This window comes from Amycolatopsis sulphurea (assembly GCF_002564045.1).
Classification (GTDB): Bacteria; Actinomycetota; Actinomycetes; order Mycobacteriales; family Pseudonocardiaceae; genus Amycolatopsis; species Amycolatopsis sulphurea.
This window is the reverse complement of record NZ_PDJK01000002.1, coordinates 3,048,771-3,069,426: the sequence shown is the minus strand read 5'-3', so window position 1 is coordinate 3,069,426 and position 20,656 is coordinate 3,048,771. Positions and strand designations below refer to the sequence as shown.

The following is a 20,656-nucleotide window of genomic DNA, read 5'->3' as shown; positions in this document are numbered from 1 at the left end:
ACCTGCATTCGTACTCCCGGTGTTCCCCGACTGTGCCGGGAGAGTGTTGCACGATCGGGTAACGGAGGCAGGATGGTCCGGTGATCTCCGTCGACGCATACCGGGGGATCGTGACCGACCTGCTCGGCCACGCCCGGATCACCACTGTTCCGCTGGCCCGCGCCGCCGGGCGGGTGCTGGCCGCCGACCTGTCCGCGGAGGTGGCCCTGCCCCCGTTCGACAACTCGGCGATGGACGGCTACGCGGTGCGCGCGGCCGACGTCGCGGAGACACCGGTCACGCTTCCGGTGGCGGACGACATCCCGGCCGGGCGGGTGGACGTCGCGCCGCTGGCGCCAGGCACCGCGCACCGGATCATGACCGGCGCCCCGCTGCCGCCCGGCGCGGATGCGGTGGTGATGGTCGAGCACACCGACGGCGGCACCACCGACGTCCGGATCGACCGCGTCGCGGCGGTGGGCGACCACGTGCGCCGCACCGGCGAGGACGTGACGAAGGGCAGCCTCGCCCTGCACGCGGGCACCGTCCTCGGGCATGCGCAGCTGGGCCTCGCGGCCGCGATCGGCTTGGCCGAGCTGCCGGTGCATGAACCGCTGTCGGTACTCGTCGTGTCCACCGGCACCGAACTGGTGACTGCCCCGGAACCGTTGCGGCACGGGCAGATCTACGAGTCCAACAGTGTGATGCTCGCGGCCGCGCTCAGCGGTCTCGGCTGCCGGGTCGAGGTGGTGCGCAGTGTGGTCGACGACGTCGGGGAGTTCCGCAAGATCGTCGAACCGAAGCTCGCCCACGCGGATCTGCTGATCACCTCGGGCGGGGTCTCCGCCGGCGCGTACGAAGTGGTGAAGGACGCGCTGAGCACCCAGGGCGTCGAGTTCCGCAAGATCGCGATGCAACCGGGCGGGCCACAGGGCTGTGGCCGGTGGAACGGCGTGCCGGTGGTGACGCTGCCGGGGAACCCGGTGAGCGTGCTGGTGTCGTTCGAGGCGTTTCTGCGCCCGGCGCTGCTCACCGCGATGGGGCACCCCGATCCCGAACGCCGCCGGGTCCGGGCGCGGCTCACCGAGGAGCTGTCCTCGCCGCCGGGGCGGCGGCAGTTCCGGCGCGGCTACTACACCCAGGCCGAGGGCCAGGTGACCGGCGAGGTCGGCCCGCGCGGTGGCCCCGGATCCCACCTGCTCGCTGCGTTCACCCAGGCCAACTGCCTGATCGTGCTGCCGGAAGAGGTCACCTCCGCACCCCGCGGCGGCGAGGTCGACGTCCTGCTCCTCTGAAAGCTGTGAAGGGGTCCTTCACGGACGCAGAGTCCAGGGTCCCGGCAGAGTTGGTCGAGGACCCGTGATCAGCAGAGAGAGCCGTGGCTGCCGCGTCATCATCGACGACACCTGCCATCTTCGTCGATCACGCCCGGCAGCAGGCGAAGCGGAGATGTGTGCGACCACCTCGCGCTGTGCGCCGGACCTGTCCCGGGTCTGTGAAGGGACCCTTCACAGACTCAGAGTCCGTGAAGGGCCCCTTCACGGACCTTCAACGGACCTCCACGGTCGGCGCAGGGCCCCTCACACCGACTTTGCCGACACCCTGGACGCAGTCCGTGAAGGGGCCCTTCACAGCCGTGGCCTTGGTGAGCGGGGAAGTAGGCTCGGGGTGTGGGCATCATCCTGTGGATCGTCTTCGGCGCGCTGGTCGGGTGGCTGGCGAACCTGGTGGTCGGCGGGCCACGGCGGCGCCGGCAGGGCTGCCTGGTCAGTGTCGTCGTCGGGGTGCTCGGCGCGGCCGTCGGCGGGTTCGTCTACCGGCTCGCGACCGGCGAGCAGCGGCAGTTCGACTTCGACTTTCCCAGCTTCGGGGTGGCCATCCTCGGCGCGATCGGGCTGCTGCTGGTGGTGCAGCTGGTCAACGCCGTGGTGGACCGCAGCCGGCACCGGGACCACCGGTGAACCTGCTCCAACGGCCTGTCCTCGCGGGCGCGGACGGGCTAGACTGATCCGTTCCGCGCCCGGGTGCGTGCATCGTCGGGGGACGCATGCACCCGGGCGGCTTCGCGCACGAGCCGTGCGCCGTGCTCGGCATCCACCAGCTGGGGCACCGGCACCGAAACGATGTCCCGGCGCCAGGCGCACAACATGCGGGCAAGCAGATCGGCTCCCACCATCGCTTCCTCGCCCTCCCGGCCCGGGCACCGGCCCCGAGCGGCGTCGACTACCGGTTGTTATCGGGGAGTTCGACGCGTCGTTACCGGTTGTGGGCATGACCACCCGAATCGGCGCACCCCTGCGGGGCACCCGGGACCCCGCGTGGCCAGGGGCGGGCGTGTCCCCCCACCGCCGGGCGGTAGCGTGGAGACCACCCGAATCGTACGGGTACACCGTCTGATCCCACCGACCGAAACGAACTGCGGGGAACCGACCCTATGAGCGGCCAGCCCACCGGCAACCCCCTCGCGCACGCCGTCCAGCTCGCCCGCGAGACCATCCCGCCGATGCATCCGGCGGGCCGTCCGTTCGTACTCGGCGGTCTGGCCGCGACGCTGCTGCTGCGGAGGCTGTGGAAGCCGCTCGGCGTGGCCGGCGCACTCGCCACCGCCGCCACCGCGGCGTTCTTCCGCGAGCCCAAGCGCGTGCCGCCGCCCCGGGAGAACGTGGCGATCGCCTCGGGGGACGGGCTCGTCTCGCTGATCGAGAAGGCCGTGCCGCCGCCCGAACTGGGCCTGTCCGCCCGGCCGCGGATGCGGGTGAGTGTGTTCCTGTCCGTATTCGACGTGCACGTCCAGCGCACGCCGTCCGCGGGTGTGGTGGAGAAGGTGGCCTACCGGCCGGGCAAATTCCTCTCCGCGGACCTGGACAAGGCGAGCGAGGACAACGAGCGCAACTCCGTACTGCTGCGCACGACCGAGGGCCACGAGCTCGTCGTCGTGCAGATCGCCGGTCTCGTCGCCCGCCGGATCCGGTGTGACGTGGCCGAGGGCGAGAAGGTGGCCGCGGGCCAGACCTACGGCATCATCCGGTTCGGCTCGCGGGTCGACCTGTACCTGCCCGAGGGCAGCAAGGTCGTGGTGGCCAAGGGCCAGCGGACGGTCGGAGGGGAGACCGTGCTCGCCGAACTGCCCCCGCTGGGAGAAGGCTGACCATGGTCCGCGTGACCACCCCCGGCATTCGGCTGCTGCCGAACGCCATCACTGTGCTCGCGTTGTGCGCCGGGCTGTCCTCGGTGCAGTTCGCGCTCACCGGCAACTACCCGATGGCGATCGCCTCGATCGGGATCGCCGCGGTGCTCGACAGCCTCGACGGCCGGATCGCCCGGCTGCTCGACGCCACGTCGAAAATGGGTGCCGAGCTGGATTCGCTGTCCGACGGCATTTCCTTCGGCGTCGCCCCGGCACTCGTGCTCTACGTGTGGCAAGCGCACGACGACCGGATCGGCTGGGTCGCGTCGCTGATCTTCGCCGTGTGCATGATCCTGCGGCTGGCCCGGTTCAACACCCTGCTCGACGAAACCGACAAGCCGGCGTACGCCTCGGAATTCTTCGTCGGTGTGCCCGCGCCGGCCGGTGGGCTGGTCGCGATGCTGCCGCTGATCCTCAGCCTGCAATGGGGCGAGGGCTGGTGGTCGGAGCAGTACGTGGTGCTGATCTGGACGATCGCGGTCGCCGCGCTTCTGATCAGCCGCATCCCGACGCTGTCGCTCAAGACCATCAAGGTGCCCGCGAAGGCGATCGCGCCGCTGCTGGTCGGGGTCGGCCTGCTGGCCGCGGCGATCATCCAGTTCCCGCTGGTGGCGCTGGCCGCGGCGCTCGTGCTCTACCTGCTGCACATCCCGTACGCGGTGTACCGGAATCGCTGGCTCGCCGCGCATCCCGAGGCGTGGGCGGTGCCGCCGCGTGAACGCAGGGCGATCCGGCGGGCACGCAGTCAGCGCCGCTTGCGTCTGCAGCCGGCCTCGCGCCGGGTCGCCGGTGCCGCGATGCGCGCGGTCCGGCGTCCGCTCTCGGCCGGTGATCTCGTCCGCACGCGCACCCTGCGCGAACGCGATCACAGCAACACTCCGCCCCCGTCGTCCGGTCCTGGGCAGCGGCGGCGGAGCTGGCGGCGGATCGGCATCCGGCGCCGCTAGCCCGGTGAGCCCGCTACGCGGGCGGCGGCCGGAGTTCTGAGGCACGGTGATCCTCGCTCGTCTAGCCGGGACACACGGTAGTTTGGCGTCGTGAGCGATCCGCAGATCACGTTGACCGTCCGGCACACGTCGTCCGCGCTCGATTCCCGGCGGGGGGTCGTGCGGTTGCACCCGGAGGTGCTCGACGCGCTGGGCCTGCGGGCCTGGGACGCGGTGCACCTCATCGGGGCGCGCCGTAGCGCCGCGCTGGCCGCGCCGGCCGACAAGGCGGGGCTGCCCGGGGTGGTGCTGACCGACGACGTGACGATGTCGAACCTCGGGATCGCCGAGGGCGGTGAGGTCGTGGTCGCCCCGGCCGAGGTCGCCGCGGCGCGGACGGTCACCGTCGCCGGTTCACGGCTGGCGTCGGTGGCGGTGTCCCCGCAGACGTTGCGGCTCGCACTCACCGGCAAGGTGCTCACCCGGGGAGACGCGGTTTCGCTGCTGCCGCAGGATCTTGTGCCCGCACCGGGTTCGGACGTCGCGGCCGTGCGCGGGCAGCTGTCCCGGGTGATCGGGGCGACCTGGACCAACGAGCTGCTGACCGTCACGGCCACCGAGCCGGACGGCGCGGTCGCGGTCGGACCATCCACAGTGGTCAGTTGGCGGGACGGCGCACGCACCGGCGAGCCGGCGAGCGCATCGCGGCCGTCGACGCGGAGTGCGACCGCTCTGGTGCGCAGCACCGCGGTTACCGCGGAGGAGGACTACCTCGAAGCGGAGATCGTCGAGGAAGTGATCACCGAGGTCCAGGAGGTCGTCGAACCGGTCCCGCCGGTCACCGACCTCGCGGGCGCGGAGGGCGCGGCGCGGAAGCTCGCCGAATGGTTCGACCTCGCCTTCCGCCGTCCGGAGCTGTTGACGCGGCTCGGCACTTCGGCGCAGCTGGGCGTCCTGCTGTCCGGGCCGGAAGGCGTCGGCAAGGCCACGCTGGTGCGGTCGGTCGCGAAGGCCGAGGACGTGCGTGTGGTCGTGCTGACCGCGCCGAACATCGCCGTGCTGGAACCGGGCGCGGCCTACACCCGGTTCCGGGAAGCGGTCGAGCGTGCCACCAAGGGAGAAGGCCCCGGGGTGCTGCTGATCAACGACATCGACGCGTTGCTGCCGGCGTCTCAGCCGCCGCCGGTCGCCACGGTGGTGCTGGAAGAGCTGCGAGGCGCGCTGCGCCGCGAAGGCCTCGCGGTGGTGGCCACGACGGCGCGTGCCGAGTCGGTCGACCCGCGGTTGCGCGCCGCCGACCTGCTCGATCGCGAGCTGAGCCTGCCGCTGCCGGACGCGAAGACCCGCGTCGAGCTGTTGCGCATCCTGCTGCGCGACGCCCCGGTCGAACCGGGCGCCGACCTCGGCGTACTCGCCGAGCGCACGCCCGGCTTCGTCGCCGCCGACCTGCTCGCCCTGCGCCGGGATGCGGCTTTGCGGGCCGCGTTGCGCCAGCGCGAGGCCGCCGAGCCGCGGATCTCCCAGCAGGATCTGCTGGACGCGCTCGCCACCGTCCGGCCGATCTCACTGTCCACATCGGACAACCTGGCCACCGGCGGGCTCACCCTCGACGACGTCGGGAACATGACCGCGGTGAAGGAAGCGCTGACCGAAACGGTGCTGTGGCCGTTGCGCTACCCCGATTCGTTCGCCCGGCTCGGGGTGGAGCCGCCTCGCGGGGTGCTGCTCTACGGCCCCCCTGGCGGCGGGAAGACGTTCCTGGTCCGGGCGCTCGCCGGCACCGGCGCGCTGAACGTGTTCGCGATCAAGGGTGCCGAGCTGCTGGACAAATGGGTCGGCGAGTCCGAGCGCGCGGTGCGGGACCTGTTCCGCCGCGCCGCGGAAGCCGCGCCCTCGCTGATCTTCCTGGACGAGATCGACGCGCTGGCCCCGCGCCGTGGCCAGTCCTCGGACTCCGGGGTGGCCGACCGGGTGGTCGCCGCACTGCTCACCGAGCTGGACGGGGTGGAGCCGATGCGCGAGGTCGTCGTGCTCGGCGCGACCAACCGGCCCGAGCTGGTCGACCCGGCGCTGCTGCGCCCCGGCAGGCTGGAGCGGCGGGTCTACGTGCCGCCGCCGGACGCGGAGTCTCGCGCCGCGATCCTCACCGCGACCGCGAAGAACACCCCGCTGGCATCCGATGTGGACCTGAACGCGGTGGCCGGGGAGATGGCAGGCTACTCGGCGGCGGACTGCGCGGCGTTGATCCGGGAGGCCGCGCTCACCGCGATGCGCGAGTCACTCGAAGCACGCGAGGTCACCGCCGCACATCTGGAGAAGGCCCGCACGGTCGTGCGGCCGTCCCTCGATCCGGCTCAGCTGGCCCAACTGGCCGCCTACGCGCAAGCACAACAGGAACGCTGAGGATCCCGGTACCAAGGTTGAGGGCTGTGAAGGGGCCCTTCACGGACTCTGAGTCCGTGAAGGGCCCCTTCACAGCTTTCAGCTGCCCTGGTGGCCGTGGTAGTCCTTGGTGATGATCACGATGACTCCGGGGCTGGAGCCCTGGATGCCGTCGAACCGCGGCTGCACGGCGAAGCCGAACTCGGTGCCCAGCTGCTTGGCCGCGGCCTCCTCGTCGGTGCCCGGGCGGAAGTAGGCGGTGGTCTTCGGGATCGTGCCCTCGGCGTAGTTGCCGACCTCGGCCACGTTCCAGCCCGAGGCGCGGAAGTCCGCGGCGGCCTGCTCGGCGAGGTGCTTGACCAGCGAGTTGTTGTAGACCCGCAGGGTGACCCACTTGTTCGAGGCCTGCTCGCCATTACCCGCCTGACCGGGCTGTCCGCCCGATTGGCCCGGCTGCGCACCGGGCTGGCCCTCCGCCGCGGTCGACGAGGTTGGCGGTGACGACGGCGGCACGGACGACGAGGACGGCGGCGCGGAGGAGGACGTCGAGGTCGGCGCCGGGCTGGACGTCGGGCCTTCGCTGGGCGCGCTCGACGTGGCCGGGGAGGCCTTGTCTTCGCGGCTCGAATTGGAGGTGTTGAGCACGGTCACGCCGCCGACCACCGCGGACACCACGGCGACCCCGATCAGCGCGACGCCCGCGGCCCGCAGCGGGCGGGACAGTCCGGAGAAGAAGCTCATGACAGCTCGATCCCCAGCCGGCGTGCGCCGCGTTTGCGCTGCCGCGCCGCGCGGGTCTTGCGCAGCCGCTTGACCAGCATCGGGTCCGCGGCCGCCGCCTCCGGCTTCGCCAGCAGCGCGTTCAGCAGCTGGTAGTAGCGGGTGGAGGAGAGCCCGAACCGCTCGCGGACGGCGTTCTCCTTGGCGCCGGCGTGCCGCCACCATTGCCGCTCGAACGCGAGGATGTCCAGCTCACGCTCCGTCAGCCCCGTTACGGGGTCCGGCCGCGACGGCTGATCCTCAGCCATCGACTCCGCGGCGTCCATGCGGTCCTCGCAATCGGTGTCGGCTGTCGCTTCCGCGGGCGCCATTCAACCACGGAACACCCCTTCCACTTGGGTATCCGGCACGGCGCGTCACGGTCGGTTCCAGGTGTATCAGGTGGGTCCGACTAAACTCGGTGCTCGTGAGCGTCCTCCCCATCTGCATCGCCGGCGAACCCGTGCTGCACCAGCCGACTCGCGAGATCACCGAGTTCGACGAAAAGCTGCGCACGCTCGTCGAGGACATGTTCGAAACGATGTACGCGGCCGAGGGCGTGGGCCTCGCGGCCAACCAGGTCGGCCTCGACCTGCGCCTGTTCGTCTACGACTGCCCGGACGACGAGGGCGTGCAGCACCGCGGCGTCGTGGTCAACCCGAAGCTGGAGACCTCGGAGATCCCGGAGACCATGCCCGACCCGGACGACGACTGGGAGGGCTGCCTGTCCGCCCCCGGCGAGTCCTACCCGACCGGCCGGGCGAGCTGGGCCAAGGTGACCGGCGCCGACGTGGACGGCACCCCGATCGAGGTCGAAGGCACCGGCTATTTCGCCCGCTGCCTGCAACACGAGACCGACCACCTGGACGGCTACCTCTACCTGGATCGCCTGATCGGCCGCCACGCCCGCGCGGCGAAGAAGATGCTCAAGCACAACAAGTGGGGTGTCCCGGGGCTGACCTGGCTACCCCCGAAGACTCCGGCTGACGCCTGACCTTGCAGATGCTCCGTGACGGGGTCCTTCACGGCATCACTCCGAGCAGCTCCCGTGCAGGTCAGCAGCCTAGGAAGTGGCAGCGCACCACTGCGGGCTGCTCGATCACCCGGCCACTGCGGACAGCCCAGGCCAGCCGGACGTACTGGGCGTGCGTCCAGGCGAGCGGGGTCGCCGAAGCGGTCGGGGTGCCCGGCGCGTGCCCTGCGGTTCCGGACGGCGGGTTCTCGTCCCACACCTGCTCCGGCAGGGTGTCCGCCGGGCTTGCCACGCGCGTGAGGTCGCGGAGCCTGCCGGCAGCAGCGGCGCGGTCACCGGTGGCCAGTTCGTACTCACCGCGCTCGCCCGCCAGCAACGGCCACAGCCGACCGAAGGTAGAGCGGCTGCCGGCCGGGAAGGTGTTGTCCCACGGCGCGCCGTCAGCCTGTTCACCGTAACCGTCCTTTGTGTACCGGTGCCAGAACTGCCCGTTCGGCGTGCGGTACGAGATGTCCGCGTCGGTGACGCGCACGCTGTTGCGGATCACCGGATCATCCGGCGCGTAGATGCCAAGGCGGACCAACTCAAGGAAGCCCGCGTCGGTGACCGCGCGTTGATCCATTGTCACCGATGAATTGCCCAGGTTGTACTCGGTGCCCGCGTTCGCGTTTCCATCCTTGGTGAGACGAACGAAGTACGGGTCTTTCGACAGTGGACCGTTGATGGTCACCGTCCACTTCGGCACCGAGGCCTTGAACCGGTCGGCCGCGGCGAGGTAACGACCGGCGTCGGCCGCGGCGCCGGTGCGGTGTGCGAGATCCGCGGCGCAAACCAGGCCGGCGATCACGGCCGCGATGGTCGACGGCGAGTACCCGTCCTGCTCTTCCCACCGTTCCTGCTGGCTGTACGGAGAAGTCTTGCCGTTGTCCGCGCGCCAGTTCAGCAGGAACTCCGCCGCCCGGCGAACGCCCGGCCACAGATCCGTCCGCCCGAGCTGCTGCGCCAGCACGATCGGGAGCGCAGTCTCGTCGAGCTGGATCGACTTCCAGTACGGCGTTCCGTCCACAGTGGTGTTCTGGGGTAGATGGCCGTCCGGTACTTGCTGGGTGCCGAACAGGTAGTCCACGGAACGGTCCGCCGCACCGCGATCGCCGGCCGCCAGGAGCCCGGTGGCGATCTGGTAGAGGTCCCGCGGCCACACCAGATGATAAGTACCCGACGGCGAGAATTCCGGATCGTTGTTCCCGAATCGCCACGGCATGCTCGGCGACGCGATGAACGCACCCGGGTGCCGTTTGTCCTCGCTGGCCGCCAAGGTAAGCACCGAAGCGAGGTACAGATCGCGATCCGCCGGCGACGGCGGAGCACTCACGGTGCGCAGGTAGTCATACCAGCCACGATCGTAATCCCCCTGCACCGAAGAGAAACCACGCCGTTGCGACGCATTCGCAGCACGACTGGCGGCGGCCGGATCCGCCGCCATACCGAGGGCAAGCGTGACCCGTCGCACCCCAACACCGTCCACTGTGGTTTGTCCGCTGAGGACAATGTTTCCCTTGCTCGCGGAGGAGTACGGGATCAGTGCGCGGTTCGTGGTCAGCTGCGTGATCCCGTCGGACACGCCGGAGTAGCCAACGCTGGTGCGGGAAAACGCGGGCGAGGCGGTGAACGCGGCCGCGGTCTTGCCGTCATTCGCGGTCAGTTCGGAACCGGTGGCTTGCGCAGAATCGTCACTGCCATCATTGGTCAGGTTCGGATCAGCGACCGCGTAAAGCTGGTACGGACGGCCGGTGAGTGAAGTGAAATCGACCTGTACCAACACCGTGGCGCGCGCCGGATCGGTCACGTACGTCTTGGTCAGCCGCCACCGGTGCTGATCGTCGGTGATCGTCTGCTCATAGCCGAGACTGGAGCCGTCCACACGCCGGACTCGCTGGGCACGCGCGGAGGAGTCGACCGTCGCGAAGGTCCGGCCGTCGCTCACCACCAGATCCAGCGAGCGCACACTCGGCGTCGACAGGTCCGGGTAGTAGACCTCCGACATCCGGGCGCCCTGCAAGGTGAACCACACATTGCTGCCGCGTTCGCGCGCCGTGCCGAACCCGGTCTTGTCCGCCGGCAGCCAGCTCGGGTGCGCGCCGGGGCGCCCGGGTGCCTCCCCCGGCGCCGCCGCGACCGCCGGTACCGCACTCGTCACCAGCAGCGCGGTAAGCGCCGGAAGAAGGACCTTTCGCATTTCCACCCCGCATAGTGCGATTCGTCACGGAACGCACTGCGATTCTCACCCCTGCGCACCCCGGCCGCCCAGTGCTCCGATCCGGTGAAGCCACTCCGAGTCGACAAGGCGACAGGCTTGTGCGGACCCGATCCGGCGTGGCATGGTCGGAGGGCAACCCCATTCAACACAACGCGGGAGCTCGCGCCTTGGCGGGCTGAGAGGGCGGCTGGTGTCTGTCTCGTGGACACCCGGTGCCGCCGACCGCAGGAACCTGACCGGGTAATGCCGGCGTAGGGAGTGAACGTCGTTGACGACGCTGGAAAACGCGAGTGCGGACGAGGACCGGGCGATCACGCCTTCGGTGACCACCGGCCCGATCACCGGTTCCCGCAAGATCCACCACCGGACCGAATCCGGCCTGCGGGTACCCGCCCGGCGGATCGACCTGTCGAACGGGGAGCACTTCGACGTGTACGACACGTCGGGCCCGTACACCGATCCGGAAGCCACCATCGATGTCCACAGTGGACTTCATCCGCTGCGGGCGGGCTGGGCCGACGGGCGGGCACACAACACCCAGCTCGGCTGGGCGAAAGCCGGGGTGATCACCCGGGAGATGGAGTTCATCGCCGCCCGTGAGCGGTGCACGGCGGAGTTCGTGCGCGACGAGGTGGCCCGCGGCCGCGCGGTCATCCCGGTCAACCGCAGGCACCCGGAGAGCGAGCCGATGATCATCGGCAAGAAATTCCTGGTGAAGGTCAACGCCAACATGGGCAACTCGGCCGTCTGGTCCTCTGTGGAGGAGGAGGTGGACAAGATGGTCTGGGCCACCCGCTGGGGCGCGGACACCATCATGGACCTGTCCACCGGCAAGCGGATCCACGAGACCCGGGAGTGGCTGCTGCGCAACTCCCCGGTACCGGTCGGCACCGTGCCGATGTACCAGGCGCTGGAAAAGGTCAACGGGGACCCGGAAAAACTGTCCTGGGAGGTCTACCGGGAGACCGTGCTCGAACAGTGCGAGCAGGGTGTGGACTACATGACCGTGCACGCCGGCGTGCTGCTGCGGTACGTGCCGCTCACCGCGCGGCGGGTCACCGGCATCGTCAGCCGCGGCGGGTCCATCATGGCCGCCTGGTGCCTGGCGCACCACCAGGAATCCTTCCTGTACACGCATTTCTCCGAGCTGTGCGAGATCCTGCGCGAGTACGACGTCACGTTCTCCCTGGGCGACGGCCTCCGCCCGGGCTCGATCGCGGACGCGAACGACCGCGCGCAGTTCGCCGAGCTGGAAACCCTCGGCGAGCTGACGCACATCGCCCGCGAACACGACGTGCAGGTGATGATCGAGGGCCCCGGCCACGTGCCGATGCACAAGATCAAGGAGAACGTGGAGCTGGAGGAGAAGCTCACCGGCGAGGCGCCGTTCTACACCCTCGGTCCACTCGCGACGGACATCGCGCCGGCCTACGACCACATCACCTCCGCGATCGGTGCGGCGCAGATCGGCTGGTACGGCACCGCGATGCTGTGCTACGTCACGCCGAAGGAGCACCTCGGCCTGCCCAACCGCGACGACGTGAAGACCGGGGTGATCACCTACAAGATCGCCGCGCACGCCGCGGACCTGGCCAAGGGCCATCCGCACGCGCAGGAGTGGGACGACGAGCTGTCCAAGGCCCGCTTCGAATTCCGCTGGAACGACCAGTTCAACCTGTCGCTCGACCCGGACACCGCGCGGTCCTATCACGACGAGACACTGCCCGCGGAACCGGCGAAGACCGCGCACTTCTGCTCCATGTGCGGGCCGAAGTTCTGCTCCATGCGGATCACCCAGGACGTGCGCAAGTACGCCGAGGAGCACGGTCTGTCCACTGTGGAGGCCATCGAGGCCGGAATGGCGGAGAAGTCGGACGAGTTCGCCGAGCGTGGCAACAAGGTCTACCTGCCCGTGGTCGGGCAGTGACGAACGTCGCACCGCACACCGCCCTCACCATCGCCGGATCCGACTCCGGCGGTGGTGCGGGTGTGCAGGCCGATCTGCGCACCTTCTTCGCGCACGGCGTACACGGGCTGGTCGCGCTGACCGCGGTCACCGTGCAGAACTCCCTGGGCGTGCAGGGTTTCACCGAGATCCCGGCCGACGTCGTGCGCGCGCAGATCAAGGCCGTCGCGTCCGACATGGGTGTGGACGCGGCGAAGACCGGCATGCTCGCCACCGCCGAGATCATCCACACCGTCGCCGATACCCTCGACGAAGTCCACATCGGACGCGGTACGGACACCCCGTTCGTGGTCGATCCGGTGGCGGCGTCCATGACCGGCCACGCCTTGCTGCGGGAAGAAGCGCTGGAGGCGATCCGCACCGAGCTTTTCCCCCGCGCGACGCTGATCACGCCCAATCTCGACGAGGTACGGCTGCTCACCGGCGTCGAGGTGACGGACGGCGCGAGTCAGCGCCGGGCAGCGGAAGCGTTGCTGGAGTTCGGTTCGGCGTGGGTACTGGTCAAGGGCGGGCACCTGTACGACGCCGAGGATTGCGTGGACTTGCTCACCGACGGCGCCGAGACGATCGAGCTTTCCGGCCCGCGCATCGCGACGAAGAACACGCACGGCGGCGGCGACACCATGGCGTCGGCAATCACCTCAGGCCTCGCGAACGGCGCCGACGTGCCGGCCGCGGTAAGCGCGGCGAAGCGGTTCATCGAGCGCTGCGTGGCCGAGGCGTATCCCCTCGGCGCCGGGGTCGGCCCGGTGTCGCCCTTCTGGCGGCTTCGCGGGTAAAGCTGTGAATGGGCCCTTCACGGACTCTGAGTCCGTGAAGGGCCCCTTCACGGACATATGGTGGGCACATGCAGGAAACTCCGAGCCCGCCGTCGGCTCTCACCATCGCCGGTTCGGACTCCGGCGGCGCCGCCGGGCTGCAGGCCGATCTGCGCACCTTCCTCACCTGCGGGGTGCACGGACTGGTCGCCGTCACCGCTGTGACCGTGCAGAACACCCTCGGCGTGCACGACCGTGCGGACCTGCCGCCGCACATCGTGGCCGGCCAGATCGAGGCGGTGGCCTCGGACATGGGCGTGCAGGCGGCGAAGACCGGCATGCTCGCCTCCGCCGAGATCATCCACGCGGTCGCGGCGGCCTGTGACGACGCGGGCATCGGCCGCGACGCCGCGGTGCCGTTCGTGGTCGACCCCGTGGCCGCGTCGATGACCGGGCACCCGTTGTTCGACCAGGGCGGACTCACGGCACTACGCAACGAGCTGTTGCCGCGCGCCACCTTGGTAACCCCGAATCTCGACGAAGTACGGCTGCTCACCGGGATGACCGTGACCGACCGCGCGGGCATGCGCACGGCGGCCGTGGTGCTGCACCGGATGGGCCCGAAGTACGTGCTCGTGAAGAGCGGCCACCTGGTGTCCGATCCGGAGTGCGTGGACCTGCTGTTCGACGGCACCACGTTCGTCGAGCTGCCCGGCCCGCGGCACCGGACCCCGCACACGCACGGAGCCGGCGACACGATGGCCTCCGCGCTCACCGCGGGGCTGGCCAAGGGCATGCCGATGGTGGAAGCCGCGCGGTACGGCAAGTGGTTCGTTTCGCAGGCGGTCGAACGCTCGTACCCGATGGGCGCGAAGGTCGGCCCGGTATCCGCGTTCTGGCGGCTGGCGCCGGAAGAACGGTAGCTCAGGTCTCGTCGGAGATGAGGGCTTCCAGCGCGGGCAACGCGGCGATCAGCGCCTCCCGCGCCTCCGGGGTGAGCCGGGTGAGCCGCCGGTTGAGCTCCTGCACGCGGGTGGACCGCACGCCGGACACCAGCCGTTCGCCCTCCTCGGTGGCGCGGGCCAGCCAGGCCCGGCGGTCGACCGGATCGGATTCGCGGGTGACGTAGCCCGCCTCCACGAGCGTGGCCACGATGCGCGACATGGTCGCCGCCGCGACCCCCTCCTTGGCCGCGAGATCGCCGAGCCGCAGCTCGCCGAAGTGCACCAGGGTGGCCAGCGCGGAGATCGCGCCATGGCCGGGCCCCGGTACGCCGGCCTGCCGCAAGGATCGGGACAGCCGCCCGACCGCCAGGTACAGCCTGCCGGATACGTCCTGGACCGGGGAAAGAGTCACGGTTCGGCTCCTCCTGCCGATGGGGGCCCGCCGCGAAGGCGTGCCGGAAAGGTGCCGTCAACCATACGGCCTGCCGATGCTCAGTCCGCGTCAAGCGCGGGCGGAATCACCTGAAGACGCTTTCCGCGCGGCCGGACCGGGCTCCACCGGTCCAGCGAAGGCCGCGGTTCAGGCGGCGGCGTTGCGTCGATGCGCGGTCGGGCTGAGCCCACGGACGCGCTTGAACGCGACCGACAGCGCGAAGGCGTTGGCGTAACCGACCCGGTGGGCGATGGATTCCACGGTGTCGTTCGTCTCGCGCAACAGGTCCGCCGCCAGCGTGAGCCGCCAGCCGGTCAGGTAGGTCATCGGCGCTTCGCCGACCAGAGCGGTGAACCGGCGGGCAAGGGCAGCGCGGGAAACGCCGGTCCGATCGGCGAGTGCGGCGACGCTCCACCGATCCGCCGGATCCTCGTGCAGCAGCCGCAATGCCCGGCCCGCTACGGGATCGCTCTGCGCGCGATACCACCCCGGCGGGTGCGACCCGGGCCGGGCGAACCACGCGCGCAGGGTGACGATGAGGGCGAGATCGAGCCAGCGGTCGAGCACGCTCTGCTGGCCCGGTTCGTCGCGCTGGATCTCGCCGAGCACCAGGTCCATCACGTGCCCGGCGACGTTTTCGGCCGGTACCACCAGCACCGGCGGCAACGCGGCGAGCAGCCGGCGGCTGACGTCGCTGTCCAGCTGGTAGGTGCCGCTGACGACCATCACCTCGCCCTCGGGCCGGCCACCGTGGGTCCGGACGCCGAGCCGGGCGCTGTAGTCGACGGGCGCGCCCGGCAACGGCTCGCAGACGCCGCCGGGATGGATGCGCAGCTGCGGCGCGGTCCCCGGGTCGTCGGCCACGACGTACGGCTCTGGCCCGGCCAGCACCGCGACGTCACGCTCTCCCAGCCGGACTGGTTCCTGTCCTTCGCGGATGATCCACCCGCAGCCGCGCACGAGGGTGGCCAGGGCGAGCTGCGCTTCGTCACGGATGTCCAGGCTCCACGGCGGGTCCAGGATCGTCAGGTTGACTACCCCTCCCCTGGCTCGGGTGGAGGCGAGCAGGTCGTCGAGAACGTCCACAGCGAGCACGCTAGCTGAGACGCACAGACATGGAAATGCGCCAGAAAGCCATGGTTTATCTCGACGAGCCGAGGTGAACTACTCCCATGACCACCGCACCGATTCTCCTCCTGGGTGACATGGGCAAGACCGGGCGCCGCGTGGCGGCACGGCTGACGTCGCAGGGCGTACCCAGGCCGGCCGGTTCGTCAAGCAAGCCGCCGACGAAGGCCTGCGCCGGGTGGTGTTGCGGTCCGGCCACGGCGTCGGCAGCCCCGGCCGCACGCCGTCAAGACCAGCGGAACGGACTGGACCATCGTCCGGCCGGCCTGGTTCAAGCAGAACTTCAGCGAGGACTTCCTGCGTGAGTACGCGATTGGCCGAGGTCGCCGACGCGTTGACCACCGCGACCGGCCGGCCGATCCGGTACGTCGTCCTGGATCGGCCGGGCTCCCCGCGACTTCACCGCCTGGGCGAGGCCCACCGCGAAGACCTGCGCATGGTCGGCGACCTGACCTGCGACAAGAGGCCAACCACACCCGCAGCATCGGAGGTCCGCAATGGACACGGTACGGACGCTGTCGCTGATCCTGGCGACGCTGACGATGGGCATGATCACCGGCGCGTTCGCCGTGTTCTGGCACGCGATCATGCCCGGCCTCGCCACGACCGACGACCGGACGTTCGTCAGCGCGTTCCAGTCGATCGACAAGGCGATCATCAACCCGTGGTTCATGATCAGTGGTTTCGCCGGTGCCCTGATCTGCACGCTTGCCGCGACGTTCACCCAGCTCGGCCGTCCGGCCTTTCCGTGGATCGCGGCCGCGCTCGCGCTCTACCTGGTCGCCTTCGTAATCACGATCGTGGTCAACGTGCCGCTCAACAACGCGATCAAGGCGGCGGGCCTGCCCGAGCGCGCCACGGATCTCGCCGCGATCAGGGTGGCGTTCGACGAGGCGAAATGGCGGATGTGGAATCTCGTGCGCGTGCTCGTCAGCACTGCCGCCCTCACCTGCCTGACCTGGGCGCTGGTGGTGCACGGGCGGACCACGGTGAGCTAGCCGCGCGAACCGAGGAGTTCGGCACCCGGGGGTTTCTCGCTTGACCCGAAACGGATGACCCCGTCCGGTTTCCCGGCTACGAGTGGAGCCATGCCCTCAACTTCAATGCGATTCGCTGCTTTCGACCGCTACGGGCCGACCGACGTGCTGTACGAGACGACCGGCCCGCTGCCTCCGGTAGGCCCTGGGGAAGTGCTGGTGCGGGTGCGCGCGGTTTCGGTCAACAGTGCGGAGTTGGCCCTGCGTTCCGGGGCGATGCGGCCGTTCAGCGGCAGAAGGTTCCCCAAGCGGCTCGGCACCGACCTGGTCGGCGAGATCGTTGACCCGGGCGCGAGCCGGTTCGCCGCCGGGGACCACGTGTGGGGCATGTTCGGCCGCCGGATGGGCAGCGCAGCGGAGTACGTCGCGGTCTCCGCCGACCGGCTCGACCACGTGCCGGACGGACTGGACTCGGTACAAGCGGCGTCGCTGATCATAGGCAGCACCGCGATCACCGCGCTCCGGGACAAGGCCGCGCTGGCGCCCGGTGAACGGCTTCTGGTCCGCGGCGCGACCGGCGGCGTCGGCTTCGTCGCGGTGCAGTTCGGCAAGACGCTGGGAGCGCACGTGACCGGGCTGGCCGGGGCGAAGAACCTGGACCTGGTGCGGGAACTCGGCGCCGACGAGGCGATCGACTACCGCGCGCCGGGGGAACTCGGCCGGTTCGACGTGATCCTGGACACGGCCGGCACCGACCTGCCCGCGTTCCATCGGCTGCTCACCCCGCGCGGGCGTTTGGTCGAGATCGCCTTCAACCCCGATCGGCTGCTCGCCACGGTGGGCTACGCGTTGCTGCATTCCCGGCGCCGTACCCGGCCGATCCGGTTCTTCAGCGGCAATCCCCACAGCCCGTTGATCGCCGAACTGGGCAGGCTGGTCCGCACCGGCGAACTCCGTCCGCAGGTGGACCGGGTATTCCCGCTCGCGCAGATCGCCGAAGCGCACCGCGCGCTGGAACTCGGCGGAGTCCAGGGCAAGATCGTCGTCAAGATCTAACGCGGCTTCCTTCCCCCCGCTGCAAGGGCTGTGAAGGGGCCCTTCACAGAATCAGAGTCCGTCAAGGGCCCCTTCACAGCCCTTTGCCCAGTATCAGCGCGGTGGGCTCGACGCGTGCGCCCAGAACCGTTGTGGCACCCGGCCGGCGCCGCGGGCGAGGTACCCCGCCTCGACCGCGGCACGCATCGCCGCGGCCATGCGTTCCGGATCCGCGGCCCGCGTCACCGCGGTCGACAGAAGTACCGCGGCGCAGCCGAGTTCCATGGCCAGCGTGGCGTCCGAGGCCGTGCCGATACCCGCGTCGAGCACCACCGGGACCGACGCACGCGCCACGATCAGCTCGATGTTGTGCGGATTCCGGATACCGAGCCCGGTGCCGATCGGCGCGCCGAGCGGCATCACCGCCGCGCAGCCCGCCTCCTCCAGGCGAAGCGCGAGCACCGGATCGTCGTTGGTGTAGGCGAACACGGTGAATCCGTCGGCCACGAGCCGTTCGGCGGCTTCGAGCGTTTCGATCGGATCGGGCAGCAGGGTGCGATCGTCCGCGTGCACCTCCAGCTTCACCAGATCCGTGTCCAGCGCCTCGCGCGCGAGCTGCGCGGTGAGCACCGCCTCGGCCGCGGTCCGGCAGCCCGCGGTGTTCGGCAGCAGCTGAATGTCCAAGCGCCGCAACAATTCCAGCACCCCGGAGCCGCCCTCGGCGTCCGCCCGGCGCAACGCCACGGTGGTGAGTTCGGTGCCGGACGCGACCAATGCCCGTTCCAGCACTTCGAGGTTCGCCGCGCCGCCGGTGCCGATGATCAGCCGCGAGGAGTACTTGTGGCTCCCGATGATCAGGTCGTCCATGATCAGCCTCCCTGCACCGCGGTCAGCACGTCGAAGTTCGCGCCCTTCGGCACGACGGCAGCGGCCCAGTCCCCGCGGCGCACGACCTCGCCGTTCACCGCCACGGCCACGCCCTGCCGGCTCGCGCCGACCGCGTCGAGCACCTCGATCACGGTGCTGTCGTCGGGAAATTCCCGCCACTGGCCGTTGAACTTGATCTCCATCAGACTCGCTCCCTTTCCGCCAGACGGGCAGGCGACGCCGCAGCGACCTCCGCCGGCGGTGCTTCACCGGACAGCCACGCCAGCACCGCGTCCGCAGTCACCGGCGCCATCAGCAGCCCATTGCGGTGATGTCCTGTCGCTGCGTACACGCCTTCGCCGACTTCACCGATGTACGGCAACGCATCCCGGCTCCCCGCACGCAACCCGGCAGCAGTCTCCACCAACTCATATTCAGTGATGCCCGGCAGAATCCGCTCCGCGCCCTCCAGAAGCTCACGTACGCCGCGTGCGGTCACCGCTTCGTCGAAGCCTGCTTCGTACTGCGTCGCACCCAGTACGAGTTCACCGTCCGCGCGCGGCACGAGGTAGATCGGGCGGCCTTCGACGATCGCGCGCACCGTGTACGGCGGAGGCGGCAGACAACCACGCCTAGGCCGCAACCGCAGGATTTCCCCCTTGAGCGGACGTACAGCGTGCTCCAGCCGCGTACACAGCTGCCCGGTCCACGCGCCCGCAGCGAGCACGACCGGACCGGTCACGTTGTCCAGGCTCGACAACCGTTCCCGGCGAAACTCGACCCCGCGGCGAGCACCCGCTTCGGCCAGCGCAGTGAGCAACTTCCGGTTGTCCACCGCCAGATCGCCCGGCACGTGCAACCCACTGCGCACCGCGCCGATCCCAGGCGCGAGCCGACGGGCCTCCCGGCCGGTCAACGTCTCCACACCCCGGCCGAGCGACTGAAGATGCCCGGCGAGAACGTCCAGATACCCAGCATCAGCAGCGTCGAACGCGAGCACGATCGTGCCGTGCCCGGCCAGCCCGGGATCGGTGCCTTCGGCGGCGAGATCGCGCGCGAAGCCGGGCCACCGCCGCAACGACGCCTCGCCCAGCAGGAGCACCTCCTCCTCGCCGGGCCACGCCTCGGTCACCGGCGCGAGCATGCCGCCGGCCAGCCAGGAAGCACCACCACGCACCGGTTCCGGATCGACCACGGTGACCCGCCGGCCGCGCGCCGCGGCCCGCCACGCCACGGAAAGACCGATCACGCCGCCACCGACGACGGTCAGGATTGTGCTGTCGGAATTCACCTTCACGCTCCCTGCGCCGGCATGACCCGGATCAGGTTCCACGGTCGGAGCGGCAGCTCCCTCTCAGCCCGTGCCTCGGGCTCCCGTGCGGACCACCCCACCGTAGCGCGCGGGTACCGTCACCGCCATGCCCGCCTTGACCGGAGACCAGATCCGCGCCCGCCTCAGCGACGCCCGGCTGTACCTGTGCACCGACGCCCGCACCGGCCGTGGCGACCTCGCCGAATTCGCCGACGCGGTGCTGTCCGGCGGCGTCGACATCGTGCAGCTGCGGGACAAGACCGGTGGCGGCCCGCTGGAAGCGAAGCAGGAGATCGCCGCGCTGGAAGTACTGGCCGATGCGTGTGCCCGCTACGGCGCGCTGCTGTCGGTGAACGACCGCGCGGACGTCGCGCTCGCCGTCGGCGCCGACGTGCTGCACCTGGGCCAGGACGACATCCCGGTGCCGCTGGCCCGGCGCGTGCTCGGCGACGACGTGGTCATCGGCCGGTCCACCCATTCCGCCGAACAGGCCGCCGCGGCCGCCGCCGAGGACGGCGTGGACTACTTCTGCACCGGACCGTGCTGGCCGACGCCGACCAAGCCGGGCCGCCACGCACCGGGCCTGGACCTGGTGCGCAGCACCGCGGCGAGCGGCACTGCCCGGCCGTGGTTCGCCATCGGCGGCATCGATCAGGCACGGCTGGCCGAGGTACTCGACGCCGGCGCGTCACGGATCGTCGTGGTCCGCGCGCTCACCGAAGCCGAGGACCCGAAGGCCGCCGCCGAGACGTTGCGCGCCCGGCTCGCCTGAG

21 protein-coding genes and 1 riboswitch are annotated in these 20,656 nt (G+C 70.3%); of the genes, 12 read left to right on the top strand and 9 right to left on the bottom strand.

What is annotated here, in order from left to right:
• The first annotated feature begins 80 nt into the window (after positions 1-80).
• Together moeA and ATK36_RS20095 are read left to right on the top strand one after the other, a co-directional pair.
• Positions 81-1,274 (top strand): molybdopterin molybdotransferase MoeA, encoded by a 1,194-nt coding sequence (gene moeA / locus ATK36_RS20100; protein WP_098512949.1) that lies wholly within the window; start codon positions 81-83, stop codon positions 1,272-1,274.
• Positions 1,275-1,649: 375 nt separating this feature from the next.
• Positions 1,650-1,940 (top strand): GlsB/YeaQ/YmgE family stress response membrane protein, encoded by a 291-nt coding sequence (locus tag ATK36_RS20095; RefSeq protein WP_098512948.1) that lies wholly within the window; start codon positions 1,650-1,652, stop codon positions 1,938-1,940.
• A 38-nt stretch (positions 1,941-1,978) separates the two neighbouring features.
• On the opposite strand, the gene ATK36_RS32350 is transcribed toward ATK36_RS20095, so the two are convergent.
• Complete coding sequence (locus ATK36_RS32350) at positions 1,979-2,155, bottom strand: hypothetical protein (RefSeq protein WP_170069811.1); 177 nt, start codon at positions 2,153-2,155, stop codon at positions 1,979-1,981.
• Between the two features lie 258 nt (positions 2,156-2,413).
• Here ATK36_RS32350 and ATK36_RS20090 point away from each other — a divergent pair, with 258 nt between their 5' ends.
• The 3 genes from ATK36_RS20090 to ATK36_RS20080 all read left to right on the top strand — a co-directional run bounded on the left by ATK36_RS20090 (position 2,414) and on the right by ATK36_RS20080 (position 6,495).
• Positions 2,414-3,127, top strand: a complete 714-nt coding sequence (locus ATK36_RS20090) for a phosphatidylserine decarboxylase (protein ID WP_098512947.1) — start codon at positions 2,414-2,416, stop codon at positions 3,125-3,127.
• Between the two features lie 2 nt (positions 3,128-3,129).
• On the top strand, positions 3,130-4,113 hold the full coding sequence (gene pssA / locus ATK36_RS20085; protein ID WP_098512946.1) for a CDP-diacylglycerol--serine O-phosphatidyltransferase: 984 nt from the start codon (positions 3,130-3,132) through the stop codon (positions 4,111-4,113).
• Positions 4,114-4,203: 90 nt separating this feature from the next.
• Positions 4,204-6,495 carry an AAA family ATPase gene (locus ATK36_RS20080; protein WP_098512945.1) on the top strand — a complete coding sequence of 764 codons (2,292 nt, stop codon included), beginning with the start codon at positions 4,204-4,206 and terminating at the stop codon, positions 6,493-6,495.
• Between the two features lie 78 nt (positions 6,496-6,573).
• On the opposite strand, the gene ATK36_RS20075 is transcribed toward ATK36_RS20080, so the two are convergent.
• Both ATK36_RS20075 and ATK36_RS20070 read right to left on the bottom strand, forming a co-directional pair.
• Positions 6,574-7,215 carry a LytR C-terminal domain-containing protein gene (locus ATK36_RS20075; RefSeq protein WP_098512944.1) on the bottom strand — a complete coding sequence of 214 codons (642 nt, stop codon included), beginning with the start codon at positions 7,213-7,215 and terminating at the stop codon, positions 6,574-6,576.
• Positions 7,212-7,520: a DUF3263 domain-containing protein gene (locus ATK36_RS20070; RefSeq protein WP_098515028.1), complete on the bottom strand. Its 309-nt coding sequence runs from the start codon at positions 7,518-7,520 to the stop codon at positions 7,212-7,214. The genes ATK36_RS20075 and ATK36_RS20070 overlap by 4 nt, the downstream gene beginning before the upstream one ends.
• 140 nt (positions 7,521-7,660) lie before the next feature.
• On the opposite strand from ATK36_RS20070, the gene ATK36_RS20065 reads away from it, so the two are divergent.
• On the top strand, positions 7,661-8,227 hold the full coding sequence (locus ATK36_RS20065) for a peptide deformylase (RefSeq protein ID WP_098515027.1): 567 nt from the start codon (positions 7,661-7,663) through the stop codon (positions 8,225-8,227).
• Positions 8,228-8,288: 61 nt separating this feature from the next.
• Here ATK36_RS20065 and ATK36_RS20060 read toward each other — a convergent pair whose 3' ends face one another.
• Complete coding sequence (locus ATK36_RS20060) at positions 8,289-10,442, bottom strand: glycoside hydrolase family 15 protein (RefSeq protein WP_098512943.1); 2,154 nt, start codon at positions 10,440-10,442, stop codon at positions 8,289-8,291.
• A 289-nt stretch (positions 10,443-10,731) separates the two neighbouring features.
• Here ATK36_RS20060 and thiC point away from each other — a divergent pair, with 289 nt between their 5' ends.
• The 3 genes from thiC (at position 10,732) to thiD (ATK36_RS20045) (ending at position 14,110) form a co-directional block, all read left to right on the top strand.
• Entirely contained in the window at positions 10,732-12,390 is a 1,659-nt protein-coding gene (gene thiC / locus ATK36_RS20055) for a phosphomethylpyrimidine synthase ThiC (RefSeq protein ID WP_281259076.1), read from the top strand.
• Positions 12,387-13,208: a bifunctional hydroxymethylpyrimidine kinase/phosphomethylpyrimidine kinase gene (gene thiD / locus ATK36_RS20050; RefSeq protein ID WP_098512942.1), complete on the top strand. Its 822-nt coding sequence runs from the start codon at positions 12,387-12,389 to the stop codon at positions 13,206-13,208. The genes thiC and thiD (ATK36_RS20050) overlap by 4 nt, the downstream gene beginning before the upstream one ends.
• Positions 13,209-13,276: 68 nt before the next feature.
• Positions 13,277-14,110, top strand: coding sequence for a bifunctional hydroxymethylpyrimidine kinase/phosphomethylpyrimidine kinase (gene thiD / locus ATK36_RS20045; RefSeq protein ID WP_098512941.1), 834 nt, complete (start codon positions 13,277-13,279; stop codon positions 14,108-14,110).
• 1 nt (position 14,111) lies between these two features.
• Here the strand turns inward: thiD (ATK36_RS20045) and ATK36_RS20040 are convergent, their stop codons facing one another.
• Both ATK36_RS20040 and ATK36_RS20035 read right to left on the bottom strand, forming a co-directional pair.
• Positions 14,112-14,543 (bottom strand): MarR family winged helix-turn-helix transcriptional regulator, encoded by a 432-nt coding sequence (locus ATK36_RS20040; RefSeq protein ID WP_098512940.1) that lies wholly within the window; start codon positions 14,541-14,543, stop codon positions 14,112-14,114.
• A gap of 168 nt (positions 14,544-14,711) precedes the next feature.
• A complete protein-coding gene (locus ATK36_RS20035; RefSeq protein ID WP_098512939.1) occupies positions 14,712-15,650 on the bottom strand; it encodes an AraC family transcriptional regulator in 939 nt (312 codons plus the stop codon).
• Between the two features lie 539 nt (positions 15,651-16,189).
• Between ATK36_RS20035 and ATK36_RS20025 the strand changes: the two genes are divergently transcribed.
• Both ATK36_RS20025 and ATK36_RS20020 read left to right on the top strand, forming a co-directional pair.
• Complete coding sequence (locus tag ATK36_RS20025; protein WP_098512938.1) at positions 16,190-16,690, top strand: anthrone oxygenase family protein; 501 nt, start codon at positions 16,190-16,192, stop codon at positions 16,688-16,690.
• A 105-nt stretch (positions 16,691-16,795) separates the two neighbouring features.
• Complete coding sequence (locus ATK36_RS20020; RefSeq protein WP_245914917.1) at positions 16,796-17,725, top strand: NAD(P)-dependent alcohol dehydrogenase; 930 nt, start codon at positions 16,796-16,798, stop codon at positions 17,723-17,725.
• Between the two features lie 93 nt (positions 17,726-17,818).
• Here ATK36_RS20020 and thiG read toward each other — a convergent pair whose 3' ends face one another.
• From thiG to thiO, 3 genes are all read right to left on the bottom strand, one after another.
• Positions 17,819-18,571, bottom strand: a complete 753-nt coding sequence (gene thiG / locus ATK36_RS20015; RefSeq protein WP_098512936.1) for a thiazole synthase — start codon at positions 18,569-18,571, stop codon at positions 17,819-17,821.
• A 2-nt stretch (positions 18,572-18,573) separates the two neighbouring features.
• Complete coding sequence (gene thiS / locus ATK36_RS20010; RefSeq protein ID WP_098512935.1) at positions 18,574-18,774, bottom strand: sulfur carrier protein ThiS; 201 nt, start codon at positions 18,772-18,774, stop codon at positions 18,574-18,576.
• Entirely contained in the window at positions 18,774-19,862 is a 1,089-nt protein-coding gene (gene thiO, locus ATK36_RS20005) for a glycine oxidase ThiO (RefSeq protein ID WP_098515025.1), read from the bottom strand. Before thiO ends, thiS begins: the two co-directional genes overlap by 1 nt.
• Positions 19,854-19,959: riboswitch (TPP riboswitch) on the bottom strand. Its footprint overlaps the gene before it by 9 nt.
• Positions 19,960-19,989: 30 nt before the next feature.
• On the opposite strand from thiO, the gene thiE reads away from it, so the two are divergent.
• Positions 19,990-20,655, top strand: coding sequence for a thiamine phosphate synthase (gene thiE, locus ATK36_RS20000; protein WP_098512934.1), 666 nt, complete (start codon positions 19,990-19,992; stop codon positions 20,653-20,655).
• Position 20,656 lies beyond the last annotated feature (1 nt).